The organism is Micromonospora sp. NPDC049374 (assembly GCF_040677165.1).
Lineage (GTDB): Bacteria > Actinomycetota > Actinomycetes > Mycobacteriales > Micromonosporaceae > Micromonospora.
The window spans coordinates 42,491-67,450 of sequence record NZ_JBFAQH010000024.1; the positions used below are offsets into that span (position 1 = coordinate 42,491).

Sequence of the window (24,960 nt, forward strand, 5' to 3'; positions counted from 1 at the left end):
CGCTCTCCCGTCCCTATTTTCAAACATGTTCGAGAATCACCCTACCCCGGACCCATCCGCCGAGCTACCGCGAACCGGCAGGCCGCGAATGAACAGAATGTGGCTCGCCCAGAGATCGATCACGAGAACGTGGTGTTCGTTCGTGGTACGAAGGTGAGCGAGATGGTCACGGCGCGGTACCCGGAGATCATGCTGACCACCTGAGGCTGTCGTGTCAGGAAGGGCGGCGGTGTCCCGCCGCGTGCGCGCCGTGGAACGGCGTGCTGACGCCGTCGTACCGCAGGCGGAGCATCATGCCCTGGTCGGCGTGCGGCAGGTTGTGGCAGTGGTTCATCCAGATGCCCCGGTTCGTCGCCTGGAACACGACCTTCCACACCTCGCCGGGACGGACGTCGAAGGTGTCCATCCACAGCGGGCTGCCCGAGGACGGCTGGCCGTCGCGGGACAGGATCAGCACCGGATGGCCGTGCAGGTGCCAGGGATGGGTCTCCAGACTGCGGTTGACCACGGTGAATCGGACGACGTCGCCCTCGGCGACGAGCTGGTCCGGGATCGACGGGTGACCAAGCCCGTTGACGGTCTGCGCGAACGCGGGTCGTCCGTCGACCATGGCCAGCCCACGGTCGAGCACGAGGGTGAAATGCCGGTCCGCGGACGCGGTGCGCAATGGCACGGGGGTCGAGGTCCCGTAGGTCAACAGGTCCAGTTCCGGCCACCCGGCGGTGTCCTGCGCGGCCGCCGCACCGTCGGGCGCGCCGGGATGAGGTCGTAGCCACACCGCGGCCACGCCGTCGACGAACAGTGCGACGGCGGTCTCCGGCATGGCGAACACCAGGTCGCGCCGCCCACCCGCGGCGACCCGCACCGCGGTCCGGCTCGTCTCACCGGGCCCGTGCAGGTCCCGGCCGTCGACCGCGACCACCCGGAACGGGGTGCCCGCCAGCGCGAAGCGACGCGGGTCGGAGTCGGTGTTGATCAGACGCAACCGGACCGTCGCGCCCGCCACCGCGACATGCTCGACGCCCGCGACGGCCGCGCCGCCGCTGAACGTGTGCACGGGGACGACCACGTCGAGATCGGCGGGATCGGGATCCGTACGAGGGGTCACGACGAGCACGCCGTAGAGGCCGCGCCGCACGCCGACATGGGAGGCGTAGTGGGTGTGATACCAGTACGTCCCGACCTGCTCGGCGCGGAACCGGTAGACGAAGGCGGCTCCGGGCGCCACCGCCGGTTGGCTGAGCCCCGGCACCCCGTCCTCCCCGCACGGCACGTCGTAGCCGTGCCAGTGCAGGGTCACCCCCTCGTCGATGTCCTGGTTGACCAGTCTCACTTCGAGGAGGTCGCCCTGGGTCGCGCTGAGCTGCGGGCCGGGCGCCGCACCGTCGAAGGTCCAGGCGTCGATGTCCTTCCCGGACGGCAGACGCACGGCGGCCTTGCGGGCGGTCACCTCGTACGCCCGTCGAACGCCGCCCGGCGCGGGGGTGTCCGGCCCGCGCAGGTCGGCCACCGACACCAGCAACCCTCGGCTCGGGCCGGGCCCACCGCCGACGGTGTGCGTCGCGCCGGAGGACAGCACCGACAGGCCCGCGCCGGTGCCGGTCGCGCCGACCGCGGCCACGCCACCGGCGACGCCGAGGAAGCCACGGCGGGACAGGCGCATCCCGGCGTTCGGGAACCCCTCCCCCGCGACGTCCGCGCCGGGTGCCGGGAGCGACCGCGCGGTCAGCCCGACGGCCGCCGCCACCAGGCCGACCGTGATCAGCGCCGTCGGCAGGGTCAGCGGATACCCCCCGAGGTAGGTGACCACGAAGCCGGCCAACGCGGCGTACCCGGCAGCGAACAGCGCGACGACGCCCACCCTTTCGCCACCGGATCGCCGGGGTGCTCCGGTACCCCGGGCGAGCAGCATCGGTCCGGCGGTCACCACGGCGGCCACCGCGGCCACCGCGAGCAGCGGCATCCCCAGCAGCACCTTCTCCTGGACGAACCACCAGCCCCGTCCGGCCAGCACCGCCACCGACACGGCCTTGGCCAGGGTGAACACCAGTGCCGCGCCGAGCAGCACCAGGGCGGCTCTGGCGTGGCCCCGTACCGCGGTCACTGCGGAGGCGAGCCACGCGCCGGCGCCGAGCAGCGCCCAGGCGTGGTCCAGGACGGTCAGTGCCGCCGTGGTCATGACCGGGTCGCGTCGCTGAGCTCGGTGCGCTGCCAGGCGATCTGGCGAGCCTCCCGCACCACCCAGATGGTCGCCCCGACGATGATCAGCCCGTTGACGGCGTGTACGCCGAAGATGAGGTGACCCGTCTCGGAGCCCTCGCCGAAGGACCTGGCGACCTCGCGGATCAGCGACTGGATGAGCACCAGCCCGGCCACCAGGGCCGTCCTGCCGATGACCCGGCCGGGCATCCGGGCCACCGCGGAGACGACCGCGAGCACCACAGCGGAGAAGAGGATCAAATACCCGAGGAAGCGGTGGGGAGAGAACGCCTCCTCGATCGGCGCGGAGTCGAACGCTCCGCTGGCGGCGAGATAGAACTGTGCGACCTCGGCGAGCAGCAACAGTGACGCCAGGCCCGCGAAGAGCTTCTTCATGGCACCGATCCTGGTGCCGGGGCCACCTGTCGCGCATGGCACGAGGCGTGGCTCCTACTACGCGGATCCGCGTAGCTGGAGACGGTCCGGGTACGTCGCAGGGCGTAGTCGGCCACGCACCGGAGAGTGCGACAGGTGTCGTAGGATCGCGGCATGGACCTGCGGCTGATGCCGGAACGACTACGGGCCTGGCTCGGCCGTCGGCCTGCCTGGTTCGCCGACGTCCTGTTGGCTCTGTTCGTCACGGTGGTTCAGGTCCAGAGTGTCAGTGAGCACGGTGCCGTCCTTCCCGAGCCGATCGGCCGTCCCGCCTCGGATTTCGGGTACGCCGGCTACGCCCTGGTGGTGTTGAGTGGCGTGGCCGTCGTCGCCCGACGCCGGTGGCCGGTTGCCGTGTTCGCGGTCACCGGAGCGGCCAGCCTGGTCTACTTCGGCCTCGGGTTCCCCGACCGGATGTCCTGCCTCGGTCTGTTCGTCGCCCTGTACACCCTCGCCGCCTACGGCGACGGGCGGCGGTCACTGCTGATCGCGGGCACGGGCACCGCGGTGCTGGCCGCCGGTTGGTTGGTCGCCGGGGCGGACGTCCAGCCGAGTGAAGCCCTGGGCTGGGTGCTCTTCCGGATCGGGGCGTCGGTCATCAGCATCACGCTCGGCGAGTCCGTCCGGTCCCGCAGGGTCATCGCCGCCGACGCGCAACGACGGGCCGAGATGGCCGAGCGCGCCCGCGAGGAGGAGACCCGGGCGCGGGTCGACGCCGAACGGTTACGGATCGCCCGCGAGGTCCATGACACTGTCGCCCACGCCATCGCCATCATCAACGTGCAGGCCAGCGTCACGGCGCACGTGCTCGACAAGCGGCCGGCTCAGGCCCGCGACGCGTTGCGGGCCATCGAGCAGACCAGCTCCCGGGCGCTGCACGAGATGCGCGCGGTGCTCGGCGTCCTGCGTGAGGACGACGGGCGCGAACCTCACCCGGGTCTCGACCAGGTCGACGCGCTCGCCGGTAAGGCCCGCGAGGCCGGCCTGGAGGTCACCATCGAGCAGAGCCCGGCCGTGGCGTCGCTGCCGAGCGCGGTGGACAGCGCGGCCTACCGCATCGTCCAGGAGTCGATCACCAACGTGATCCGCCATGTCGGGCCGACCCGGGTGGCCGTGACGATCGAGACCGCGTCCGACGCGCTCCGCATCCAGGTGATCGACGAGGGCGCCCGGGACCCCGTGCTGGTCGCGGTGGGTGCGGGTGGTCCACAGTCGAGCGGCCGTGGGATCGTCGGCATGCGGGAGCGCTGCCAACTGCTCGGCGGGGAACTGCACGCCACGGCACGTCCCGGTGGCGGCTTCGAGGTCGTCGCCCGCCTGCCGCTCGCGTCGGTTGCGTCCCTCCCGTGACCGCCGTGTCCATCAAGGTGCTGCTCGCCGACGATGAGCGACTGGTCCGCTCCGGTTTCCGGCTGCTGCTAGACCTTGAGGACGACATCACCGTGGTGGGCGAGGCCACCAACGGCGCCGAGGCCGTCGAACTGGCTCGCGCCACCCGACCCGACGTCGTCCTGATGGACATCCGCATGCCGCGACTGGACGGCATCCGCGCCGCGGCGCAGATCGTCGAGATGCCCGGAATGGACCAGGTCCGCATTCTCATCCTGACCACCTACGACACCGACGAGAACGTGTTCGAGGCCCTTCAGGCGGGCGCGAGTGGTTTCCTGCTCAAGGATGCCGGCCCTGCCGAGCTGCTGCACGCCATCCGGGTCATCGCCGCCGGAGACGCGCTGCTCGCCCCCCGGGTCACCCGCAGGCTCATCAGTCAGTTCACCGCGCGGCGTAAGGCGGCGCAGGCCGGCGAGGACCGACTCGCCGTGCTCACCGATCGCGAGCGTGAGGTGCTCGCGCTTGTCGCGCAGGGGTTGAGCAACGACGAGATCGGGGCCGTCCTGTTCCTCAGCCCGGCCACCGCCCGCACCCACGTCAGCCGCACCATGGGCAAGCTGGGTGCCCGGGACCGCGCGCAACTGGTGGCGATCGCCTACCAGACCGGTCTGGGCCAGTACACCGAGCAGCACTGATCCGGTCCCAGCCGCGTCGGAAAGGAACCGGCAAGAGTCCACACGGGAGCGTGCTCGGCCTGCCACCATCGGACCATGTCGGCGCGGGCTCCTTCGACTTCGCCGCCGAGGTGGCCGAGGAGCGGCGGAGCAAGCCGGGCGACGACGTGCTCAGCATGCTCGCGAGCGCCGAGGTGGACGGGGTCGCGCTGACCGTCGAGGAGGTCGCGGTCAACTGCTACAGCCTGATCCTCGGCGGCGACGAGACGTGCCGGATCTCCGTCATCTGTGCCGTGTACGTCCGACTGGTGTGGCGAGACCGAGGCGCTACGCCGCCTTGTCGACGTCCGGGTCAGGGGCGTCGAGACGGCGACAGACGATCCGGTACGCGCATCCGCCACGCGTCGGTGATCAGCTCGTCGAGCCGCTCGACGGTGACCTCGGCCAGACGCACCATGACCAGCGGAAGCCCGTCGTAGGCGGGGGTGGTGAAGAACAGCGCCGGCTCGCCGAGGAGCAGCGCCTGTTTCTCGGCCTCGTCGCCGACGTACAACACGGCGATGTCGGTGCGGATGACGCGCGGCTTGCCCGGCCGGCGTTCGGGATAGGACCAGACGAAGCCCTTGTCCGCGACCCGGAAGTCGAAGCCGTCGCTGTCGATCTCCACGGCGTGCGGTAGCGCCAGGGCCAGCCGGCGTACGTCGGAGGCGTCAGCCATCGCCTCTCCCTGGGATTACCGATCGCGACATGCCGAGAGGCTAGCCGCCGGCTCCGACATCGACGCCGCGTCGGGCGTCTCGCGCACCCGCGAGAGGTCTCCGTTCGTCGGGTGTCGACAGTCCTGCCCGGTGCCAGGCGCGCACAGAATCAAGCGACCGGTCGCGGGCGAGCCCGATGGTGCGGGCCCACCCACGGCCGTGGCGCGACCACCAGCCGATCGTCAATCCGTCGCGGGCGGTGTCAGCGCGGCCAGTCGGCGGGAGACGAGCAGAAGCACGTAGCCGATGATGGCGAGGATCAGTCCGAGGCCCATGGCCAGGGCGGCCACCCCGAAGGACACCACCGAGGTGAAGAGGGACGCCCGCAGGAAGGACCCGGTCATCACGACCTGCCGCGTCGGGTCCTCCCGGTCGAGTTCAGCGTACGTCCGGCCACCGCTGGCCTCCAGCGCGTGCCGCTCGATGACCTCGGCCTCGGCGTACGCGGTGAGGGGGCCGTCGATCTTCTCACCGGCGAACCACTTCGCGTCCTCCGAAACCGTGATTCGCTCGTCGGCAAGCTGCCGCTGCACCGTCAGCCACGTCGCCCCACCGGCCACCGACATGACCAGGCCAGCCACGATCACCAGCACCGACAGGACCCGGACGATACCGCCGGGCGTCGTCGACCTGACCGCGCTGGCGTCGGTCGTCTTCGTCATGACTTCTCCCTTCTTGGTCGCAGCCCGCACGTCTGCGGATGCGGCTGCCCCAGGGTGGGGACGATGATCAGTATGGACGTACCGCGTTGCGCGCACACCCCCCGGACCCGCAGGCAGGCCGATGAACAGACCGAGGGGGTGACCGGGAGCATCCCGCACCGGAGGCGTCCGCGGTGCGGCCGGCACAGCAGTAAGGGTTCTCCGCTGCTGCGGGAGGGTGGTGGCTCGGCGGGCCGTCGTGCCGGCTCGGGGTCGGTGTCCGGAGCGCGCGATGTCCAGGAACGTTCACCGGGCCGCCGACCTTTCCGGGACGCCGTATCAGCGGGACAGGGCCTTCTCCAGGTCCGCCTTCGACATCGACGAGCGGCCCTTGACGCCACGCTTCTTCGCCTCGTTGTACAGCTGTTCCTTGGTGCGCCCACCAGCGCCACGGTGCGAACGCTTGCCACCCCGGTGGCCGGACGAGACGTCGTCGACCGAGGATCGGCTGGCGGTCCGCGCCTCACCGGATCGGGCCCGCTCCTTGTTTACCGTACGGGCCGCGATCTCCTCGGCCCGGCTGGTGGCCACGCCACGCTTCTTGGCGCTGGCCTTGATGTGCTCGTACTGCCGTTCTCTCTTCGGGCTGGATCCCGCAGGCATGGAGTGCCTCCCTCCACCGACAGTGTTCAGTGGTCAGGTGCCCCACCGCCGGCGACCGAAACACCCAGCGCGCGAACCCGCCCCGTGACCGGGGTGGCGGGGCGAACGGTGTCCGTCCCGCCACCCGGGATGCCGGTGACTCAGGAGGTGAACTTGTCCAGCGCCACCTCGATGGCACCGCTGTCCGGCTGGGCGTACGCCCGCATGGTCTCCTTGTTGTAGGAGATGAAGCTCGGGCACCGCACCGCCGGGGCGTTGACCCGGCCGCCCTCACCGATCTTCTCGCCGGTCTTGGCGGCGTAGAAGGTCAGCGTGTAGCGCGAGGAGACGTAGTCGACGCTTACCTGCTTGTCGTCGCGGTCCTTGTACTGGCACTTGCGGGGCGTGCCCTCGCTGCCCTGCTCGAAGGTGAGGCAGCCGACGACGGAGACCGATGCCCACTCGGCGGTCTTGGCGTAGTACGGCTTGTCGAAGCCGACCGACTTGCTCAGCCAGGACTGCGGGCGCTCCGGGGAGTTGGCGAACGTGTAGACCTTGGTGCCCTTCGCCCCGCTGTAGGGCGCGGCGTTGAGGATCGGGCTGCCTTCGCACACGGCGGACATGTCGCTGGAGTTACGGGCGGTGACCGCGTTGTTGTTGTCCGGCTGCTCCTCTGCCGGCGGAACGATCGACGGCGCGTCGGTCGGGGCACCGGGCGCGACGCTCTGCGTGCCCGCGACCGGCTCCCCCTCGTCGTCGTCGGCCAGCACGAAGAAGCCGATGACGCCACCGCAGGCGACGAGCACCGCCATCACGACGGCACCGATTCCCAGACCGAGCCAGAGGCCCTTGTTCGAGGACTTCGTCGGCTGCGTCCCGTAGGGCGGGGGTGGAGGCGGCACCGGCGCACCGTACGGCGAGGGGTAGCCGGCCGGGGTGACCGGTGAGCCCGGCGGACCGACCGGGGATCCGGGTGGTGTGCCCCAGGGGGCGGCGTTCGGATCCGGCTGTTGCCCACCGTACGGAGGGTGGCTGTCACTCATCTGATGCCCTTGTCAAAGTCGAGAGGTTACCTTGCCGATGATCACAGTCAGGGTAGTGAGCAGCGCAAGTCCGGACGCCATCGACTCCCCGACCATCCGGAGGACGGACGTCGCGCGCGGGTTATCCGGTGTGCCGGGGTCGCGCGGCGGGTACCTGTCGGGCACCGGAGAGGAGGACGAGATGACGACCGACCCGAGGTACACGCCGATCGCGCTGACCGGGACCGGCAAGCTGATCGACGACGATGGCGACACCGGCGCCGAGTTGGTCGGCGCGGACGACGCGGCGGCCGATGCCGTACGAGCCGGAGCCGACATCGATCTGACCGCAGCAGGACGGGACACCGATCCGACTCCCGTCGGGGCTGCCGACGCCGAAGCCGACCGGCGACGGGCCGCCGGCGTGGATTGAGCCAGACCTGCCCCGAACTGTGGCCCCGGGACGTCGTCCCGGGGCCACAGTTGATCCAGGGCTTCGACGTATCGAAATATTGCGTCATCGTTTCGAAGCATCGTAGGCTGCCGTGGGAGCGCTCCCGGAATTCTCGTCCCTTGTCGCGGAGTGCCGTACCCCCACCACCACGACCGGATTGCGATGGTCCATCATGAAGCAACCCCCGCGCCGCCTGAGGCGCCTGCTGGTCGCGACCGGTGCCGTCGGCGCATTGACCCTCGGCGCGTTGACGGCCCTGCCCACCACCAACGCGATGGCCGCGACCGGCTGTTCCGTGACCTACACGACGAACAGCTGGTCCGGCGGGTTCACCGCGAGCGTCACCGTCACCAACCTCGGTGACCCGGTCAACGGCTGGACGCTCGGCTTCAGCTTCCCCGACAGCGGCCAGCGGCTCACCCAGGGGTGGTCGGCCACCTGGAGCCAGAGCGGCAGCTCCGTGACCGCGCAGAGCATGTCCTGGAACGGTTCGCTCGCCACCGGAGCCAGCACCAACATCGGCTTCAACGGCAGCTTCACCGGCGCCAACCCGTCGCCGAGTTCGTTCAGCCTCAACGGCACGGCGTGCACCGGCTCGACCACGCCGACCACTCCCCCGCCGACCACCACTCCCCCGCCGACGACCCCGCCGCCCACCACGCCCCCGCCCGGTGGGCAGACTCCGGTGGCCATCAACGGGCAACTGCGGGTCTGCGGGGTCAACCTCTGCAACCAGTACGGCCGACCGATCCAACTGCGCGGCATGAGCAGCCACGGCATCCAGTGGTTCGGCAACTGCTACAACAACGCCTCCCTCGACGCCCTCGCCGACGACTGGCGCTCCGACCTGTTCCGCATCGCGATGTACGTGCAGGAGCAGGGCTACGAGACCGACCCGGCCGGCTTCACCAACCGGGTCAACAACCTGGTCGAGGAGGCCACCCGGCGCGGGATGTACGCGATGATCGACTTCCACACGCTCACCCCGGGCGACCCGATGTACAACCTGGAGCGGGCCAAGACCTTCTTCGCCACCGTCTCGGCCCGGCACGCCGCGAAGAACAACGTGATCTACGAGATCACCAACGAGCCCAACGGGGTCGCCTGGTCCACCATCAAGAACTACGCCGAGCAGGTCATTCCGGTGATCCGGGCCAACGACCCGGACGCGGTGATCATCGTGGGTACGCGCGCCTGGTCCTCGCTGGGCGTCTCCGAGGGAGCCAACCACACCGAGATCGTCAACAACCCGGTGAACGCCAGCAACATCATGTACGCGTTCCACTTCTACGCCGCGTCACACAAGGACAACTACCGCGCCGAGGTGGAGCGGGCCGCCGCCAGGCTGCCGCTGTTCGTCACCGAGTTCGGCACGGTGGACTACACCGGTGACGGCGCCGCCGACCTGACCAGCAGCGCCCAGTGGCTCGACCTGCTCGACCGGCTGAAGATCGGCTACGCCAACTGGACCTTCTCCGACAAGGCCGAGGGCAGCGCCGCGTTGCGGCCGGGCACCTGCAACGGCAGCACCTACACCGGCACCTCGGTGCTCACCACCTCCGGGGCGTTCATGCGCGACCGCATCCGCACCCCGGACAACTTCCCCACCAGCTGATCCGAGCGCACCACCACCACGCGGCCCCGGCGGTTCACCGCCGGGGCCGCACTGGTGCGGAGGCCCGGCTCAGGTCGCGTCGGGCAGCGGGCCGATAAGCGAGTCGGCCGGCCCGGCAGAGCCCGCCCGGTACTCCTGTAGCGGCACCGTACCGGCCTTCCAGGCAGCCAGCACCGGCTCCACGACGCGCCAACACTCCTCGGCGACGTCGGCGCGCACCGACAGGGTCGGATCGCCGTCGAAGGCGCCACGCAGCACCTCGCCGTACGCGGGCAGGCCGCCGGGGCCGAAGTTCGCCGTCAGGTTCACCTGTTCCAGCTCGAAGGGGTTCCCGGGACCGTTGACGTTGAGATCCAGGCAGAGCCGGTCCGGGCCGAAGCCGATCCGGAGCCGGTCGGGTCGCTCGTAGCCGGTCAGGCCGTCGGGCACCCGGGTCGGCTGCTTGAAGGTGATGATCGCCTCCTTGCGTACGGCGTCCACCGCCTTTCCGGAGCGCAGCCGGAACGGCACTCCCGCCCAGCGCCAGGTGTCCACCGTGACCGCCAGTTCCGCGAGCGTCTCCGTGCCGCGCGCGGGGTCGACGCCGGGCTCGTCGGCGTAGTTCGGCAGCCGCCGCCCGCCGACCTCTCCTGCGGTGTACCGGCCACGCCGGCTGGCCACCGCCGGGTCGTCACGCCACAGCCGGGTGGCCCGCAGCACCTGCGCCTTGCGTCCCCGCAGCTCCTCGGCGCGCAGCGTCGGCGGCGGATCCATGGCGAGCAGGGCCAGCACCTGGAGCAGGTGGGACTGCACCATGTCCACCAGCGCCCCGGCACCGTCGTAGTAGCCCGCCCGCCCTTCCAGGCCGAGCGTCTCGTCGAAGACGATGTCCACGCAGGCCACGTGCGCGGAGTTGAGTACCGGTTCGAAGATCCGGTTGGCGAAGCGCAGGCCGAGCAGGTTGAGCACCGTCGACTTGCCGAGAAAATGGTCGATCCGGTGGACCTGGTTCTCCGGTACGAGGGTGGTCAGCAGCTCGTTGAGCGAGCGGGCCGAGATCCGATCGACGCCGAAGGGCTTCTCCAGCATCAGCCGGGTGCCAGGGGGCACCCCGATCCGGGCCAGCGCGGCGGCCGATCGGGCGGTCACCAGTGGCGGCAGCGCGAAGAAGATCACCAGCGGCCCGGTGCAGCAGCTCAGCAGCGACCGCAGGTCCTCTTCGCGCGTCACGTCGGCGGGCACGTAGCGCGTCTCACGGATCACCTCGGACTCGACCGGACCCACCGCGCCGACGGCTCCGAAGGAGTCGGCCACCCGGCGCCGCCAGCGCTCGTCGTCCCAGCCGTCCATGCCGCTGCCGATCAGCCGCAACCCGGGCACCGCCCCGGTGGCCAGCAGCCGGCCCAGGCCGGGCAGCAACAACCGCCCGGTCAGGTCACCGCTGGCGCCGAGCACCAGCAGTGTCTGCCGTACGCCGGTGGCGGCGGGTTCTGCGGGGACAGCTGCGGGGGCGCTCGATGCCGGCGTCGTCATGCCACCACCATGCCCTGTCCCGGCGACCGGCAAGCACCGGACCCCGTGGACTCGCCGGCCGTTCGCGCACCGCACCCGGATCCGTGCGGATCGTCACCCCCGTGGTGTCCGGAGTTCCCACCGGTCGTGGTGTCGGGCTGGCGAGCCGATCTTCATGTGGCAGTCTGGTCTCACCGTCGGCCGGGGACGAGGCCGGCGGCGTGCCCGAACCTGCGAGGAGACGATCGATCCGATGGCTGCGGACGTCACCAGCACCGACGAGTGGCAGGCCCTGCGCAAGCACGCCGAGGAGATCCGCGGGACGCACCTGCGGGAGCTGTTCGCCACCGATCACGAACGGGGCCGACGGTTGACCGTCGAGGTGGCCGACCTCTACGTCGACTACAGCAAGAACCTGGTCACCGACGAGACGTTGCGCCTGCTGACCGCCCTGGCCGAGCGGGTCGGGCTGACCGAGCGGATCGCCGCGATGTTCGCCGGTGCCCACATCAACGGCACCGAGGATCGCGCGGTGCTGCACACCGCGCTGCGGCTGCCGTCCGACGCCACGCTCACCGTCGACGGGCAGGATGTGGCGGCCGACGTACACGCGGTGCGGCAGCGGATGGCCGAGTTCGCCGAGAAGGTGCGCTCCGGCCAGTGGCGCGGGCACACCGGCGAGCGGATCCGCACCGTGGTCAACATCGGTATCGGCGGCTCCGACCTGGGGCCGGTGATGGCGTACGAGGCGTTGAAGGCGTACCGCGACGGTGGTCTGAGCTGCCGCTTCGTGTCGAACATCGATCCCACCGACATCCACGACACCACCGCCGACCTGGACCCGGCCACCACGTTGTTCGTAGTGGTGTCGAAGACCTTCTCCACGCAGGAGACGCTGGCCAACGCCGAGCAGGCCCGGCGCTGGCTGCTCGCCGGCCTCGACGCCGATGCCGACGCGGTGGCCCGCCACTTCGTCGCGGTCAGCACCAACGCCCAGCGGGTGGCGGACTTCGGCATCGACCCGGCCAACATGTTCGGCTTCTGGGACTGGGTCGGCGGCCGGTACTCGCTGCCCTCGGCGGTGGGCCTGTCGGTGATGCTGTCCATCGGGCCGGCGCGCTTCGACGAGATGCTGGCCGGCTACCACGCCGTCGACGAGCACTTCCGTACCGCGCCGCTGGCGGCCAACGCGCCGGTGCTGCTCGGCCTGCTCAACGTCTGGTACACCAACTTCCTTGGCGCGCAGACCCACGCCGTGCTGCCGTACTCGCAGTACCTGCACCGGTTCCCCGCCTACCTGCAACAGCTGACCATGGAGAGCAACGGCAAGTCGGTACGCACCGACGGCCGCCAGGTGTCGTACGACACCGGGGAGATCTTCTGGGGTGAGCCCGGCACCAACGGCCAGCACGCCTTCTACCAGCTGCTGCACCAGGGCACCCGGCTGGTGCCGGCGGACTTCATCGCCTTCAGCGAGCCCAACCACGACATCGGCGACATGCACGACCTGTTCATGTCGAACTTCTTCGCCCAGACCGCGGCGCTGGCCTTCGGCCGGACCGCCGAGCAGGTCGCGGCCGAGGGCACCGCGGCCGATCTCGTGCCGCACCGGGTGATGGGCGGCAACCACCCGACCACGTCGATCGTGGCCGACCGGCTCACCCCGGCCACTCTCGGTCAGCTGGTCGCCCTCTACGAGCACATCGTGCTCACCGAGGGCGCGATCTGGGACATCAACCCGTTCGACCAGTGGGGTGTCGAGCTGGGCAAGGTGATGGCCAACCAGCTCGCGCCGCTGCTCACCGGCGACCGGGCCGACCTGACCGACCTGGACTCCTCCACCGCCGCCCTGATCCGCCGCTACCGCGTCCAGCGCCAACGGGACTGAAATTGATCAATAGCGCGCCGCGGCAGGGTCGAGGCCCGTACCGACCGAACCCGGAAATCCCGGCCGAGCGCTGCGTGAGCCGTGACTGGTCGGAGCGTTGAGCAGGCAATCGCCCGCGTCCACGGCCAGGAGTGGGCGCGGGTGGTCGCCAGCCTCGCGCGCCGTTTCGGCGACCTCGATGTCGCCGAGGAAGCGGCGGCCGAGGCGTTCGTGACGGCCGCGGAGCGGTGGCCGCGCGAGGGCGTACCGCCCAATCCCGGCGGTTGGCTCGCCACCACCGCGACCCGCAAGGCGATCGATCGGCTTCGTCGCGACTCGCAGCGCGACGCCAAGCACCGGGCGGCCCGGATGGTCTACGACGACACCCCGGCTGAGCCGACCGGTCCGATCGAGGACGACCGGCTCAGACTGGTCTTCACCTGCTGCCACCCGGCGCTCGCGATGCAGGCCCGGGTGGCGCTGACGCTGCGCCTGCTCGGCGGCCTCACCGTCGGCGAGATCGCCCGCGCCTTTCTGGTGCCGGAGACGACGATGGCGCGACGGATCACCCGCGCCAAGGCAAAGATCAAGGCGGCAGGCATCCCCTACCGGGTACCCGAGGCCGATGACATCCACGAACGGCTCGTCGGGGTGCTCGCCGTCGTCTACCTCGTCTTCAACGAGGGTTACCTGCCCAGCCAGGGAGACGACCCGGTACGCGCCGACCTCAGCGACGAGGCGATCCGCCTCGGTCGCCTGCTCCGAACCCTCCTACCGGACGACGGCGAGGTGGCCGGCCTGCTCGCCCTGATGCTGCTCACCGACGCCCGGCGTCCGGCGCGCGTGTCCCGCACCGGTGAACTGGTGACCCTCGACGAGCAGGACCGCGGTGCATGGGATCACACCCTCGTCGCCGAGGGGCCGCGCGCTGATCCGCGAGCGGATCAGCGCGGTGGCGGGCGGCGGTGACCCACCGGGTCGCTACCAACTGCAGGCCGCGATCAACATGGTCCACATGGACGCCCCGTCCAGCCGGGACACCGACTGGTCCACCATCGTCGCTCTCTACGGCCGCCTGCTGCTGCTCGACCCCTCGCCGATCGTGCGGCTGAACCGGGCGGTCGGGGTCGCCGAGGTCGACGGTCCCGCGGTCGGGCTTGCCGAGATCGACCGACTCGCCGACACCCTCGACGGCTACCACGCCTTCCACGCCGCCCGCGCCGACCTGCTGCGACGGCTCGGACGCGGCGGCGAGTCGCGGGCGGCGTACGACCGGGCCATCGGTCTTGCCGGCAACCCCGCGGAGCGGGCCTATCTCGCCCGCCGCCGCGACCAGCTCGCGGGCTGACCGGTGAAAAATCTCCTGGCACATTGTCGGATGGGCGGCGGGTCGTTCGTGGATCAGGTGACAGGTGGCCGGAGGAGGCCGCCGGGACAAGGGAGCGATGTGATGACGAGGTACTTGATCTCGTTCAACGACGGCGCGATGGACCACATCCCCGACGAGGACTGGCCCGACGTGGGCAAGGCCGCGCACGCGGTGACCCAGGAGGCCGTGAACGCCGGAGTGTTCGTGTTCGGCGCCGGACTGCAGCGGCAGCGGGCGAGCGTCGTCGCCACGGACGGGCTGGTGACCGACGGCCCCTACCCGGAGACCAAGGAGGTCATCGGCGGATTCGTGGTCGTCGACGTGGCCACCCGCGAGGAGGCGCTGACCTGGGCTGCCAAGATCGCTGTCGCCTGCCGCTGCGCGCAGGAGGTGCGGCACCTCATGCCGGACCCCGAAACCGACGCGATGCTCCGCGAGGCCGGCAGACGAGGCTGACCTGACCACGGCGGATCGCGCTGTGCGACCCCCTGCCGGCACCTTCGTGCTGTGGCAGCCGGCAGCCGACCGGACCGGAGACTCCCGGCCACCGGCCAGCACGCCACTGTGACTGTCATCCAACTGTCATCCAACCGTGCGGTCGACTCCAAGGTCGTTGCGCAAGGTGGTGGTCGATCGAGACGGCGCGTCGGGTCGCCGGCATCAACGACGAAGGAGACCGCTGTGGTGATGCCGTGGCCTTGGCCGATGCCCGACGATCACTCCTTCCGGGCGCTGTGGGACGAGCCGCAGCACCACGACGAGGATGTCCGCCTCGCCGCCCTGGTCGCCCAGCGGCTGAGCGCCGACTGGTCGACCCGCAGGCAGCAGATCACGGTGATGGTGCAGAACCGGGTCGTGATCCTCACCGGCCTGGTCGCCAGCGCCGAGACCCGCCGCGCGGCCGGCGAGTTGGCCTGGGACATCGAGGGCGTGACGGACGTCTGCAACGCGCTACGGCTGGCCGGCCACCGGCGAGGTCGCCGCTGATGAACTTCGGCTCGTCCACGGTGCCCGGCACCGGCGCCGTGGACGAGCCGAACCCGGTAAAAGTCGCCTATTCGGACGTGTCCGCAGCCGCGGGGCGGCTCTGGAGGCGGGCGAGCGCGTCGGCGCGGTTGTCCGCGACCGGAAACACCTCGTCCAGCCGGGTCACCTGGAGCACCTGACGGATCAGCGGCGAGGTCGACACCACGCAGAGCAGTGCGCCGCGTTCCGCGGCGCCACGATGAGCGCGGACGAGCAGCCCGAGCGCGGTGGAGTCGAGAAGATCCGTCCGGCCGAGGTCCACCAGGACGTGCCCGCCCATGTCCGCCGCGTGCCCCAACGCCATGCCCAGCGTCTCACCGGTGTCGAGGTCGACATCGCCGGCGACGGTCACCACGGTCACGGCACCGAGGTGCTCGATGCCGAGGATCCCACCGGGTGCGCCGGCAGCGGCGGGGCCGAGTTGGGTGCAGTGCCCGCAGCGGTGCGGGCCGTCGGCCAGCGGGGAACCGCTCCAGCCGTGCTCGGACACCAGCGGCCACACCACCTCCGCGTCGGAGGGCGTCCGCGGCCCGGCAACCGTGTCACCGCAGTTGTCACAGGTCAGGGTGACCAGGTGGTCATCAAGGACGACGGCCATGGCGCGCTCCTTCCCAGGTCGGAGGGGTGAAGGTCCCACCCTGCCGGGGTCAGGTGGCGGGCAACGCGCGGACACGTGACGGTTGGGTGACGAATCGCCTTCCCGCTGCTTGCGGGTCGGATGGGCGACGACGGTGTCGCGTACGTCGTCCGCTTTGAGACGATAGACGTAGAGCGATCAGTTGATCCCTGTGTGCGACGGGAGGTCGTAGGATGCGAAGAGCACTACCCGCAGACGAGCCGGTCGGCACCCTGGAGGTGGTGCACCGGTTCCGCGGCCCGATGCCCACCGGGGTGACCGTCTCGCACCGTGGTCGGATCTTCGTCAATTTTCCTCGCTGGGGTGACGAGGTGCCCGCGACCGTGGTGGAGCTGCGACGCGGACGCGAGGTTCCCTATCCCGACCTGCGGTGGAACACACCGTCCGGCGAAGACGACCCGTCGGCCTTCGTGTCGGTGCAGAGTGTGGTGGTCGACCCGGCCGACCGGCTCTGGGTGCTCGACACGGGCAGCCCGATGTTCCAACCGACCTCGCCCGGCGGGCCGAAGCTGGTCCGCGTGGACCTGAGGACCGACACGGTCGCCCAGGTGATCACCTTCCCGCCCGAGGTGGTGCTGCCCACGTCGTACCTCAACGACGTGCGCTTCGACCTGCGCCGCGGGGAGGCCGGCCTGGCGTACCTCACCGACTCCGCCGATGGTGCCCCCAACGCCCTCATCGTGGTCGACCTGGCCAGCGGGTCTTCGTGGCGGCGACTCAACGACCACCCGTCCACCAAGGCCGCGCCGCTTGTGGACTTCCGTCCCGTGGTCGAGGGACGCCCGTTCCTGGTCCGGCCGCCGGACGCTCCCCCGCAGCCGGTGGGCGTCGGTGCCGACGGCATCGCGATCTCCGCCGACGGCGCGCGGCTGTACTACTGCGCCCTCGCCACCCGCCGCTGGTACAGCGTCGCCACCGACGCCCTGGCCGACCGTGCCCTCGGCGACGCGGAGGTCGCCGCGACGGTGATCGACGAGGGCGACAAGGGCGGCGGCGCCGACGGCCTGGAATCCGACGACGCCGGCCGGATCTATCTCACCAACTACGAGCACAACGCCGTGCTACGACGTCGGCCCGACGGCGAGTACGAGACCGTGGTGCACGACGCCCGCCTGCTCTGGCCGGACACGCTCAGCGTGGCCACCAACCGGCACCTCTACATCATCGCCAACCAGGTGCACCGGCAGCCACCGTTCAACCGCGGCCGGGACCTGCGACGCAGGCCGTACGCCTTGTTCCGGACCCGCATCGACGCGGGCCCCGTGCTGCTGCGACCGTGACGACCAGCGCGCCTCGATCGGGTGGAAGTGGCACCCGATCGAGGCGGCGTGCCGCGCGCCGCCCGTAGCGTCGGAGGGGAATGCCCACGAGGTGAGGAGCGGGTCGTGACCGAGCCGGAGGAAGAGCGCGAGAAGAGCGCGAAGACCGACCCGGTGCTGTTCTCCCCGGACGGCGACCCCCATCACAATCCGGCGCAGACGCCGCTACCCGACGAGCACCCGCCGGTGACGTACTCTCACGACGGCGAAACCGACGTCATCGACGGCGAGCAGTAGCGGCTACCCGCCGGCTCGTAGCGCGGCGGTCAGTTCGTCGTCGTAGCGGGCCAGGGCACGTCCGTCGGCGGAGTAGGCGATCAGCCGCCCGTGGACCATGGTGGCCGACCGGAACGAGAACGTCCGTACCCCGGGATAGGCGGCCAGCAGCGGGATGCTGCGGGGTGGGCCGCCGGGAGCGGAGTGGTAGTCCAGCCGCGCCACCTGGTCGGAGACCACACCGTTGACGCGCACCTTGGTCTTCTCGCTGCGGGTGCCGAAGGTGACCGGGGCATCGGTGCCGTAGCGGGCGCACTCCACCTGCCCGCGGCAGACGAAGAAGTACCGCGAGTTGACCACGTCCGGGAGGCGGTACGCCTTGAAGGTGGGATCGGCGCCGGCCGGCAACGGCTGCACGGCGAAGAACGCCAGCGCGCCGAGGGACGCGACGCCGACCCGCAGCCACCCGCGCTGGACGGCCCGGGTGGGACGGGTGCGGGCGGTGGTGAGCGCGACCGCGCCGAACCCCGCCACGCAGAGCGCGACGGTGCCGATGGCACGGGCGTTCTCGAAGAGGAACTGCACACCGGGTCGCATCGACACCGGGGCCAGCACCGCGCCCAGCGAGAGCACCATGCTGGCCAGCAGCAGTGCCCCGGCGACCCGGCGGGTCACGCCGACGGCACCCACCAGCAGCATCGCGGCCAGGACGGTCCACACCTGGTGGTGGGTCCAGGAGACCGGTGATGCGGCCACGGTGGCGCAGCCGACCAGCACGGCGGCGTGCCCCGGACGCCCCAGCCGGGACAGCGCCCGCGCCCGAAGCAACGCCAGAGCGCAGATGGCGACCACCAGGCCGGCCCAGACCAGCGGAAGGGCGCCTTGGTCCATGCCGAGACGAAGCAGCATCCCGTGTACCGACTGGTTGCCCAGCGACGCCAGGTTGCCGATCCGGGAGGTCTGCGTGACCGTGCCCGCCCAGTAGGTCAGGCTCTCGGCGGGCAGGACGGCCAGGGCGAGCGCCCCGCAGGTGAGGAAGGCGGCCAGCGCGCGGGCGGCGTCGCGGTACCGGCCGCAGGCCAGGAAGTAGAGCACGAACAGCAGCGGCGTCAGTTTGATCGCCGCGGCCACGCCGATCAGCACACCGCGCGTCCGTGACGGCGGTGCCATCCCGTCGAGCAGCGCCATCAGCACGATGAAGATGCTCACCTGGCCGAACCGCAGGTTGCTCTGCACCGGTGCGGCGACCATGAGCACCGCCGCGACCGCCGCGATGCTGACGGACGCCGAGGTCGTCAGGTGGCTGCCGGCCGTGCCCCGCAGCGGCGGGCCGGTGCGACCCGCGACCAGCGCGCGACCGACGGGTACGGCGATGGCGATCACGGCGGCACAGGTCGCCGCCAGCCAGAGCGCTTCGACCACGCCGAGCGGCACGGTCGTGATCGGCCAGAGGACGAGCGCCGCGAACGGCGGGTACGTGAACGGTCCCCCGTTCGGCGCGACGTACCCGTACAGCGGACGCCCGGCGCGCAGGTCGGTAAGCGCTCCGTGATAGATGTGCAGGTCCGACAGGCGGTCGGGGCGCCGCAGCACCAGCGCGACGGAGACCGCTGCCGCGACCGCGAATCCCACCCACAGCAGCGCCGCCCGACGATCCCGCATGGACAGAGAATAGAGGTACCGGTGACCGCTGGGCGCGAGACTGTTCGCCGCTCGGCGCGGTCCCACCACCGCTCAGCGCGGCTGCGCCACCACGCCTTGTCACCCCTTCGCATCCACGAAGACAATTGTCGATGTTCTGAGAGCCGGACGAGGTAGGGCACCGGGCAGCCCTCGATCGGAACACCACCATGTCCCCTTCCGTCCGGAGGACCTGTTCATGAAGAAGGCGATCCGACTGTGGTGCGCCGCGCTGGCGACCATCGTCCTGACGGCGCTGGCCGCGCTGTCGATCCCGACACCGGCGTCGGCGGCGACGCTGACCGAGGTGACCAACTTCGGTACCAACCCGAGCAACCTGCGCATGTACCTGTACGTACCGGACCGGGTCGCGCCACGGCCGGGCCTGCTGGTCGTGGTCCACTACTGCACCGGCAGCGGGCCCGCGATGTACTCGGGCACCCAGTTCGCACGCCTGGCCGACCAGTACGGCTTCATCGTGATCTACCCGTCGGTGACCCGCAGCAGCCAGTGCTTCGACGTCTACTCGCAGCAGGCGTTGCGTCGCGGTGGCGGCAGCGACCCGGTCGGCATCATGTCGATGGTGGACCACGTCCGGAACCGCTACTCCGTGGACCCGACCCGGATCGCCGCGACGGGCACCTCGTCCGGAGCGATGATGACGAACGTCCTGCTCGGGCTCTACCCGGACGTGTTCCGCGCCGGCGCGGCCTTCGCCGGGGTGCCCTTCGGCTGCTTCGCCACCACCGGCGGCTCGGAGTGGAACAGCGAGTGCGCCAACGGGCAGATCAGCCGCACCCCGCAGCAGTGGGGGGACCTGGTCCGCAACGCCTACCCCGGCTACACCGGGCCCAGGCCGCGGATGCAGATCTGGCACGGTACCAACGACGAGATCCTGCGCTACCCGAACTTCGGCGAGCAGATCAAGCAGTGGACCAACCTGCACGGGCTGAGCCAGACCCCGACCTTCACCGACAGCCCGCAGTCCGGCTACACCCGGACCCGGTACGGCGGTTCCGGCGGCAACGCACCGGTCGAGGCGATAAGCATGCAGGGCGTGTCGCACAACCTGCCGGTCGACGCCGCGCAGGCGATCCGCTTCTTCGGGCTCGACGCCGGGCCCCCCACCCCGACGCCGACCAGCCCCACGCCGACGCCCACTCCGACGCCCACGCCGACGCCGACGCCGACGCCGACGCCGACGATCACCCCCACCCCCACCACGCCGCCGACGGTGCCGCCGGGCACGGGCTGCCGGATCGGGTACGCGGTCAACGCCTGGAACACCGGACTGACCGCTTCGGTGACCATCACCAACACCGGCGTCACGGCGGTCAACGGGTGGAACCTGGCGTTCACCCTGCCCCCCGGGCAGAACATCACCAACGGCTGGAACGCGACCTACTCGCCGACCTCAGGGGCGGTGACCGCCCGCAACGTCTCCTACAACGGCACCATCGCCCCCAACGGCTCGGTCACCATCGGCTTCCAGGCCAACCACAGCGGCAACACCGCCAGCCCGCCCTCGTTCACCCTCAACGGCGCTCCCTGCACGGTCGGCTGACCGTCACCCGCTCCACCCGGCCCGGTGTCCGTACGGCTGTCGTCCGTACGGACACCGGGCCGGCAGGATCGACCCGCCTACCGCCATTGGCTTGAGGCCGACAGGAAGATATATTCCTGTCGATGTCAGGAAAGCGCTTGCTCTGCGTCGTTCACCACTCCGGCACGCGCTCCGCCACCGCACCCGCCCCCGGAGGAACCCGCATGCTGTTCAGGACAGGAAGACGAACCCCTCGGCGCTGGCTGGTCACCACCACCACGTTGGCGCTGCTCGGCGCCGGCGTGGTGGTGGCCTCGCCGAGCGCCCAGGCCGCGACGGTCGATCCCAACGCCACCTACGTGTTCGTCAACCGGCACAGCGGCAAGGCGATGGACGTGTGGAACTGGTCCACCGCCGACAATGCCCCGATCAACCAGTACGCCCGCAACGACGCGGCCGTCCAGCAGTGGCGGTTCGTCGACGTCGGCAGCGGCTATTACCAGGTCCGCTCCGTGCACAGCGGCAAGGTCCTCGAGCTGCCCAACGCCAACGACGGCGTCCAACTCGTGCAGAACGCCGCGGCCAGCGGCAACACCCGCCAGCACTTCCGCCTCGCCGACTCCGCCGGTGGGTACGTCCGGTTCCTCAACCGACACTCCAACAAGGCCCTCGACGTGTGGGGCTGGTCCACCGCCGACGGCGGCATGATCTCGCAGTACCAGGACCACGACGGCGCCAACCAACAGTGGCAACTGGTCGCCCTGGGCGGCGGCAACGGTAACGGCTGCGGCAGCGGCTCGTTCCAGGCCGAGGCGGTCCTCAACGGCGGCACCTGGACCGCCCGCAACGGCGGCAGCACGGTCTACTCCGGCAGCAGCATGCAGGCCGCCGTGCAGGCGGCGGTGAACAGCCTCAGCGCCGGCCGGACCAGCAAGCAACGAGTCGTGGTACGCGGCTCCGGCTCGATCAGCGCCGGCTCGCGCATCTCCCTGCCGAGCTACACGACGATCGACGTCTGCGGCACGATCAACGTGACCGGTTCCGGCTCCGGTGACCAGGCGCCGATCTACTCGCGCGGCACCACCCAGGTCGAGGTGCAGAACCTCACCGTCACCGGCACGCCCCTCTACGGGATCTTCATGCGCAACGTCACAAACGTGATCCTCGGCCAGATCGACCTGCGGCTCTCCAGCGGGCTGGGGGTACGCATCGACAACCGGGGCGACACCAGCCAGTGGACGCGCAACGTGCGCATCGACAACGTCTACGTCTCCGGCACCAGCACGCACGGCGTCGAGACGTACGGCGTGGACGGCCTGACCGTCGGCACCGTGACCGCGCGCAACGTCGGCGGTTCCGGCCTGCTGCTCAACGAGACCATCAACGCGACCGTGACCACTGTCGACGCGGAGAACGCCGGCACCGGCACCGGCTACGCCGCGTTCCGCACCGCCAACCGTGCCGGGCGGATCGGCTCCAGTTACCCGACCAACATCCGGGTCGGCACCGTGCGGGCACGCGGCGGCGGCCGGGGCATCTTCTGCGTCTCCGAATCCGGCGGCGTGGCGGTCAACCGGGTCGACATCGCCAACACCGGCAACAACGCGATCCTGCTCGAGAACTGCTACGGCGTGGACATCGCGGCCGGCGGCGGCACCATCAGCGGCGGCGGAGAGGTCCGGCTGGCGGCGCGGACGGAGTTCCCCGGCAACCGGGACATCACCCTGCGCAACTTTACCCTGGTCAACAGCCGGATCCTGGAAAGCCCCTGCACCACCAACCTGACCATCAGCAACGTCACCCTCAGCAATTCGAGCATCAGCCGCTGCTGACCGTGCCGGGGCCGCCCGCGCCAGCCCGGGCGGCCCCGCCCCACGGCGGTCGGTCAACCGACCACCGGGTGCACGGGGTGCCGGCAGGTCAGGCGACCGATCGGCACGACCGGTCACCCCGGTGGAGCCGGTTGACAGATCATGAGGGCGATCCCAGACTGGCTCGCGTCGATCCCGTCGGCCACCGGTGAGGAGCCTGGATGAAGATCGCCGATGCCCGGGTCATCGTCAGCTGTCCCGGCCGGAACTTCGTCACGTTGAAGCTCGTGACGGACGACGGGGTGACCGGGGTCGGCGACGCCACCCTCACCGGCCGGGAACTCGCGGTCGCGAGCTACCTGACCGAGCACGTCGTCCCGTTGTTGATCGGTCGGGAGGCCGACCGGATCGAGGACACCTGGCAGTACCTGTACCGGGGCGCGTACTGGCGGCGCGGTCCGGTGACGATGAGCGCCATCGCGGCGGTGGACACCGCGCTGTGGGACATCAAGGGCAAGGTGGCCGGGCTACCGGTGTACCAGCTGCTGGGCGGTCGCAGCCGCGACGGGGTCACCGTCTACGGCCACGCGTACGCGCCCACCGTGGACGGCCTGCTCGCCGAGATGGCCCGCCACCTCGACCTCGGGTACCGCGCGATCCGGGTGCAGTGCGGCGTGCCCGGGCTGTCCGACACCTACGGCGTGGCACCGGACGGATCGTCCCACCAGCCGGCGGAGACGGCTGTCCCGGCCGAGACCGTGTGGAGCAGCGAACGGTATCTCACCCACCTGCCGTCGGTCTTCGCCCAGGTACGCAGCGAGTTCGGGCCGGAGGTGAAGCTGCTGCACGACGTGCACCACCGGCTCACCCCGATCGAGGCCGCCCGGCTGGGCAAAGCCCTGGAGCCGTACGCGCTGACCTGGCTGGAGGACCCGGTACCGGCGGAGTTGCAGGAGGGCTTCCGGCTGATCCGCCAGCACACCACCACGCCGATCGCCGTCGGCGAGGTCTTCAACACCATCTGGGACTGCCAGCAGCTCATCACCGAGCAGCTCATCGACTACGTACGGGCCACCGTCGTGCACGCCGGAGGCATCACCCACCTACGCCGCATCTTCGACCTTGCCCACCTGTTCCACGTACGCAGCGGGTCACACGGCACCACCACGCTGTCCCCGGTGTGCCTGGCCGCAGCCCTGCACCTCGACGTCAGCATCCCCAACTTCGGTCTCCAGGAGTACCTGCCGCACACCGAGGCGACCGACGCGGTCTTCCCGCACTCGTACCGCTTCGCCGACGGCTGTCTCCACCCGTCGGAGGAGCCGGGGCTCGGTGTCGACATCGACGAGGAACTCGCGGCACAGCATCCGTACCGCCCGGCGGCGCTGCCGGTGAACCGGTTGGAGGACGGCACCCTGCACAACTGGTGACGTGGCGCTCGGCCTGAACCGCTAAGCCAGGCGGCACCTGGCGCGCCAAGGCCCGGCGCGGACATGTCCGCGCCGGGCCCGGTGTGGTGCTGACGGATCAGCTCCCGGAGCAGGCGAAGCTACCGGATGGCCCGGTACCGGTGCCTTGGAAGCCGAATTCGGCGGTGCCGCCGGCGCCGACGCTACCGTTGTAGCTGACGTTGCGGAACGTCACATTGCCACTGGTACCGCTGGGGTTGGCGTTCCACGTGTTGGTCAACGAGCTACCGCCCGGAAGCCCGATGGTTACCGCCCAGCCGTTCAAACTGCTGGAGCCTGCGGTGACCCGGATCTGAGCGACGAAGCCACCGTTCCACTGGTCCAGTGACGCCACCGATGCGGTGCATCCGGATCCACCGGGCGGCGGGGTGCTCGGTGGCGGGGTGCTCGGCGGCGGAGTGCTCGGCGGCGGAGTGCTCGGCGGCGGAGTCGTCGGCGGCGGGGTGGTGGGCGGCGGCGTGGTCCCGCCCGCGTTCAGGGCTTCGAGCGTCGCGTTGTACGCCTGCTTCTTGTTGCCGTTGTTGTCGAACAGCAGCGGAGTGCCGTAGGAGCGCCACGAGTCGCTGTCCCGGATGCCCCACACGGTGATGCCGTTGCACCGCGGGACCGCAAGGCAGTCCTGGACCACCCGACGGTACGTGTCCGCCTGCTGGGTGCCGGAGCCCTCGATGTCCAGCTCGGTGATCTGCACGTCCACCCCGAGGGCGGCGAAGCTGGACAACGTGGTGCGGTAGTTGCTGTTGTACGCCGACTGGGCGTT

Annotated in this window: 22 protein-coding genes and 1 pseudogene; 13 read left to right on the top strand and 10 right to left on the bottom strand. The window is 70.6% G+C overall.

Going from position 1 to position 24,960, the window contains the following annotated elements; genetic code table 11:
* Positions 1 to 214 precede the first annotated feature (214 nt).
* Positions 215 to 2,179 carry a multicopper oxidase family protein gene (locus tag AB0J93_RS27965; protein WP_363925306.1) on the bottom strand — a complete coding sequence of 655 codons (1,965 nt, stop codon included), beginning with the start codon at positions 2,177 to 2,179 and terminating at the stop codon, positions 215 to 217.
* Positions 2,176 to 2,595: a DUF6220 domain-containing protein gene (locus AB0J93_RS27970; protein ID WP_363925308.1), complete on the bottom strand. Its 420-nt coding sequence runs from the start codon at positions 2,593 to 2,595 to the stop codon at positions 2,176 to 2,178. The genes AB0J93_RS27965 and AB0J93_RS27970 overlap by 4 nt, the downstream gene beginning before the upstream one ends.
* Positions 2,596 to 2,748: 153 nt before the next feature.
* Between AB0J93_RS27970 and AB0J93_RS27975 the strand changes: the two genes are divergently transcribed.
* On the top strand, positions 2,749 to 3,984 hold the full coding sequence (locus tag AB0J93_RS27975; protein ID WP_363925310.1) for a sensor histidine kinase: 1,236 nt from the start codon (positions 2,749 to 2,751) through the stop codon (positions 3,982 to 3,984).
* Between the two features lie 5 nt (positions 3,985 to 3,989).
* The gene (locus AB0J93_RS27980) at positions 3,990 to 4,661 is read left to right on the top strand and encodes a response regulator transcription factor (RefSeq protein ID WP_363925335.1); all 672 of its coding nucleotides are present in this window, start codon (positions 3,990 to 3,992) and stop codon (positions 4,659 to 4,661) included.
* 331 nt (positions 4,662 to 4,992) lie between these two features.
* On the opposite strand, the gene AB0J93_RS27985 is transcribed toward AB0J93_RS27980, so the two are convergent.
* The 4 genes from AB0J93_RS27985 to AB0J93_RS28000 all read right to left on the bottom strand — a co-directional run bounded on the left by AB0J93_RS27985 (position 4,993) and on the right by AB0J93_RS28000 (position 7,724).
* Positions 4,993 to 5,358, bottom strand: coding sequence for a hypothetical protein (locus tag AB0J93_RS27985; protein ID WP_363925311.1), 366 nt, complete (start codon positions 5,356 to 5,358; stop codon positions 4,993 to 4,995).
* Positions 5,359 to 5,580: 222 nt separating this feature from the next.
* Positions 5,581 to 6,060: an aromatic ring-opening dioxygenase LigA gene (locus tag AB0J93_RS27990; RefSeq protein WP_363925312.1), complete on the bottom strand. Its 480-nt coding sequence runs from the start codon at positions 6,058 to 6,060 to the stop codon at positions 5,581 to 5,583.
* Between the two features lie 318 nt (positions 6,061 to 6,378).
* The gene (locus AB0J93_RS27995; RefSeq protein WP_363925313.1) at positions 6,379 to 6,702 is read right to left on the bottom strand and encodes a plasmid stabilization protein; all 324 of its coding nucleotides are present in this window, start codon (positions 6,700 to 6,702) and stop codon (positions 6,379 to 6,381) included.
* Between the two features lie 140 nt (positions 6,703 to 6,842).
* Positions 6,843 to 7,724 carry a hypothetical protein gene (locus tag AB0J93_RS28000; RefSeq protein WP_363925314.1) on the bottom strand — a complete coding sequence of 294 codons (882 nt, stop codon included), beginning with the start codon at positions 7,722 to 7,724 and terminating at the stop codon, positions 6,843 to 6,845.
* A 181-nt stretch (positions 7,725 to 7,905) separates the two neighbouring features.
* On the opposite strand from AB0J93_RS28000, the gene AB0J93_RS28005 reads away from it, so the two are divergent.
* Together AB0J93_RS28005 and AB0J93_RS28010 are read left to right on the top strand one after the other, a co-directional pair.
* Entirely contained in the window at positions 7,906 to 8,136 is a 231-nt protein-coding gene (locus tag AB0J93_RS28005) for a hypothetical protein (RefSeq protein ID WP_363925315.1), read from the top strand.
* A gap of 193 nt (positions 8,137 to 8,329) precedes the next feature.
* Positions 8,330 to 9,772 (top strand): cellulase family glycosylhydrolase, encoded by a 1,443-nt coding sequence (locus AB0J93_RS28010; protein ID WP_363925317.1) that lies wholly within the window; start codon positions 8,330 to 8,332, stop codon positions 9,770 to 9,772.
* Between the two features lie 69 nt (positions 9,773 to 9,841).
* Here the strand turns inward: AB0J93_RS28010 and AB0J93_RS28015 are convergent, their stop codons facing one another.
* Positions 9,842 to 11,284 (bottom strand): glucose-6-phosphate dehydrogenase, encoded by a 1,443-nt coding sequence (locus tag AB0J93_RS28015; protein WP_363925318.1) that lies wholly within the window; start codon positions 11,282 to 11,284, stop codon positions 9,842 to 9,844.
* A gap of 232 nt (positions 11,285 to 11,516) precedes the next feature.
* Between AB0J93_RS28015 and pgi the strand changes: the two genes are divergently transcribed.
* The 4 genes and pseudogenes from pgi (at position 11,517) to AB0J93_RS28035 (ending at position 15,486) form a co-directional block, all read left to right on the top strand.
* Positions 11,517 to 13,151, top strand: a complete 1,635-nt coding sequence (gene pgi, locus AB0J93_RS28020) for a glucose-6-phosphate isomerase (protein ID WP_363925319.1) — start codon at positions 11,517 to 11,519, stop codon at positions 13,149 to 13,151.
* An 81-nt stretch (positions 13,152 to 13,232) separates the two neighbouring features.
* Positions 13,233 to 14,478: pseudogene (locus AB0J93_RS28025) on the top strand (DUF6596 domain-containing protein).
* A gap of 102 nt (positions 14,479 to 14,580) precedes the next feature.
* On the top strand, positions 14,581 to 14,955 hold the full coding sequence (locus AB0J93_RS28030; RefSeq protein WP_363925320.1) for a YciI family protein: 375 nt from the start codon (positions 14,581 to 14,583) through the stop codon (positions 14,953 to 14,955).
* Positions 14,956 to 15,186: 231 nt separating this feature from the next.
* Entirely contained in the window at positions 15,187 to 15,486 is a 300-nt protein-coding gene (locus AB0J93_RS28035) for a BON domain-containing protein (RefSeq protein ID WP_093407153.1), read from the top strand.
* A gap of 67 nt (positions 15,487 to 15,553) precedes the next feature.
* Here AB0J93_RS28035 and AB0J93_RS28040 read toward each other — a convergent pair whose 3' ends face one another.
* Positions 15,554 to 16,123: an STAS domain-containing protein gene (locus tag AB0J93_RS28040; RefSeq protein ID WP_363925323.1), complete on the bottom strand. Its 570-nt coding sequence runs from the start codon at positions 16,121 to 16,123 to the stop codon at positions 15,554 to 15,556.
* 212 nt (positions 16,124 to 16,335) lie between these two features.
* Here AB0J93_RS28040 and AB0J93_RS28045 point away from each other — a divergent pair, with 212 nt between their 5' ends.
* Both AB0J93_RS28045 and AB0J93_RS28050 read left to right on the top strand, forming a co-directional pair.
* Complete coding sequence (locus AB0J93_RS28045) at positions 16,336 to 17,442, top strand: L-dopachrome tautomerase-related protein (protein WP_363925324.1); 1,107 nt, start codon at positions 16,336 to 16,338, stop codon at positions 17,440 to 17,442.
* Between the two features lie 105 nt (positions 17,443 to 17,547).
* The gene (locus AB0J93_RS28050; RefSeq protein ID WP_199172109.1) at positions 17,548 to 17,718 is read left to right on the top strand and encodes a hypothetical protein; all 171 of its coding nucleotides are present in this window, start codon (positions 17,548 to 17,550) and stop codon (positions 17,716 to 17,718) included.
* Positions 17,719 to 17,721: 3 nt separating this feature from the next.
* On the opposite strand, the gene AB0J93_RS28055 is transcribed toward AB0J93_RS28050, so the two are convergent.
* On the bottom strand, positions 17,722 to 19,359 hold the full coding sequence (locus tag AB0J93_RS28055; RefSeq protein ID WP_363925325.1) for a glycosyltransferase 87 family protein: 1,638 nt from the start codon (positions 19,357 to 19,359) through the stop codon (positions 17,722 to 17,724).
* 217 nt (positions 19,360 to 19,576) lie between these two features.
* Between AB0J93_RS28055 and AB0J93_RS28060 the strand changes: the two genes are divergently transcribed.
* From AB0J93_RS28060 to manD, 3 genes are all read left to right on the top strand, one after another.
* Entirely contained in the window at positions 19,577 to 20,941 is a 1,365-nt protein-coding gene (locus AB0J93_RS28060) for a PHB depolymerase family esterase (RefSeq protein WP_363925326.1), read from the top strand.
* 203 nt (positions 20,942 to 21,144) lie between these two features.
* Positions 21,145 to 22,752 (top strand): RICIN domain-containing protein, encoded by a 1,608-nt coding sequence (locus AB0J93_RS28065; RefSeq protein ID WP_363925327.1) that lies wholly within the window; start codon positions 21,145 to 21,147, stop codon positions 22,750 to 22,752.
* A 200-nt stretch (positions 22,753 to 22,952) separates the two neighbouring features.
* A complete protein-coding gene (gene manD, locus AB0J93_RS28070; RefSeq protein WP_363925329.1) occupies positions 22,953 to 24,161 on the top strand; it encodes a D-mannonate dehydratase ManD in 1,209 nt (402 codons plus the stop codon).
* A 97-nt stretch (positions 24,162 to 24,258) separates the two neighbouring features.
* Here manD and AB0J93_RS28075 read toward each other — a convergent pair.
* Positions 24,259 to 24,960, bottom strand: a 702-nt coding sequence (locus tag AB0J93_RS28075) for an endo-1,4-beta-xylanase (protein WP_363925331.1), incomplete at its 5' end; no start/stop codon positions are given.

Excerpts from the sequence above, each read along its gene's own strand:
- pgi (WP_363925319.1), top strand. The coding sequence starts at position 11,517 with ATGGCTGCGGACGTCACCAGCACCGACGAGTGGCAGGCCCTGCGCAAG.
- AB0J93_RS27975 (WP_363925310.1), top strand. The coding sequence starts at position 2,749 with ATGGACCTGCGGCTGATGCCGGAACGACTACGGGCCTGGCTCGGCCGT.
- AB0J93_RS28030 (WP_363925320.1), top strand. The coding sequence starts at position 14,581 with ATGACGAGGTACTTGATCTCGTTCAACGACGGCGCGATGGACCACATC.
- AB0J93_RS27970 (WP_363925308.1), bottom strand. The coding sequence starts at position 2,595 with ATGAAGAAGCTCTTCGCGGGCCTGGCGTCACTGTTGCTGCTCGCCGAG.
- AB0J93_RS28065 (WP_363925327.1), top strand. The coding sequence starts at position 21,145 with ATGCTGTTCAGGACAGGAAGACGAACCCCTCGGCGCTGGCTGGTCACC.
- AB0J93_RS28010 (WP_363925317.1), top strand. The coding sequence starts at position 8,330 with ATGAAGCAACCCCCGCGCCGCCTGAGGCGCCTGCTGGTCGCGACCGGT.
- AB0J93_RS27965 (WP_363925306.1), bottom strand. The coding sequence starts at position 2,179 with ATGACCACGGCGGCACTGACCGTCCTGGACCACGCCTGGGCGCTGCTC.
- AB0J93_RS28040 (WP_363925323.1), bottom strand. The coding sequence starts at position 16,123 with ATGGCCGTCGTCCTTGATGACCACCTGGTCACCCTGACCTGTGACAAC.
- AB0J93_RS28015 (WP_363925318.1), bottom strand. The coding sequence starts at position 11,284 with ATGACGACGCCGGCATCGAGCGCCCCCGCAGCTGTCCCCGCAGAACCC.
- AB0J93_RS28000 (WP_363925314.1), bottom strand. The coding sequence starts at position 7,724 with ATGAGTGACAGCCACCCTCCGTACGGTGGGCAACAGCCGGATCCGAAC.
- AB0J93_RS27990 (WP_363925312.1), bottom strand. The coding sequence starts at position 6,060 with ATGACGAAGACGACCGACGCCAGCGCGGTCAGGTCGACGACGCCCGGC.
- AB0J93_RS28035 (WP_093407153.1), top strand. The coding sequence starts at position 15,187 with ATGCCGTGGCCTTGGCCGATGCCCGACGATCACTCCTTCCGGGCGCTG.
- AB0J93_RS28060 (WP_363925326.1), top strand. The coding sequence starts at position 19,577 with ATGAAGAAGGCGATCCGACTGTGGTGCGCCGCGCTGGCGACCATCGTC.
- AB0J93_RS28045 (WP_363925324.1), top strand. The coding sequence starts at position 16,336 with ATGCGAAGAGCACTACCCGCAGACGAGCCGGTCGGCACCCTGGAGGTG.
- AB0J93_RS28005 (WP_363925315.1), top strand. The coding sequence starts at position 7,906 with ATGACGACCGACCCGAGGTACACGCCGATCGCGCTGACCGGGACCGGC.
- AB0J93_RS28055 (WP_363925325.1), bottom strand. The coding sequence starts at position 19,359 with ATGCGGGATCGTCGGGCGGCGCTGCTGTGGGTGGGATTCGCGGTCGCG.
- AB0J93_RS27995 (WP_363925313.1), bottom strand. The coding sequence starts at position 6,702 with ATGCCTGCGGGATCCAGCCCGAAGAGAGAACGGCAGTACGAGCACATC.
- manD (WP_363925329.1), top strand. The coding sequence starts at position 22,953 with ATGAAGATCGCCGATGCCCGGGTCATCGTCAGCTGTCCCGGCCGGAAC.
- AB0J93_RS27985 (WP_363925311.1), bottom strand. The coding sequence starts at position 5,358 with ATGGCTGACGCCTCCGACGTACGCCGGCTGGCCCTGGCGCTACCGCAC.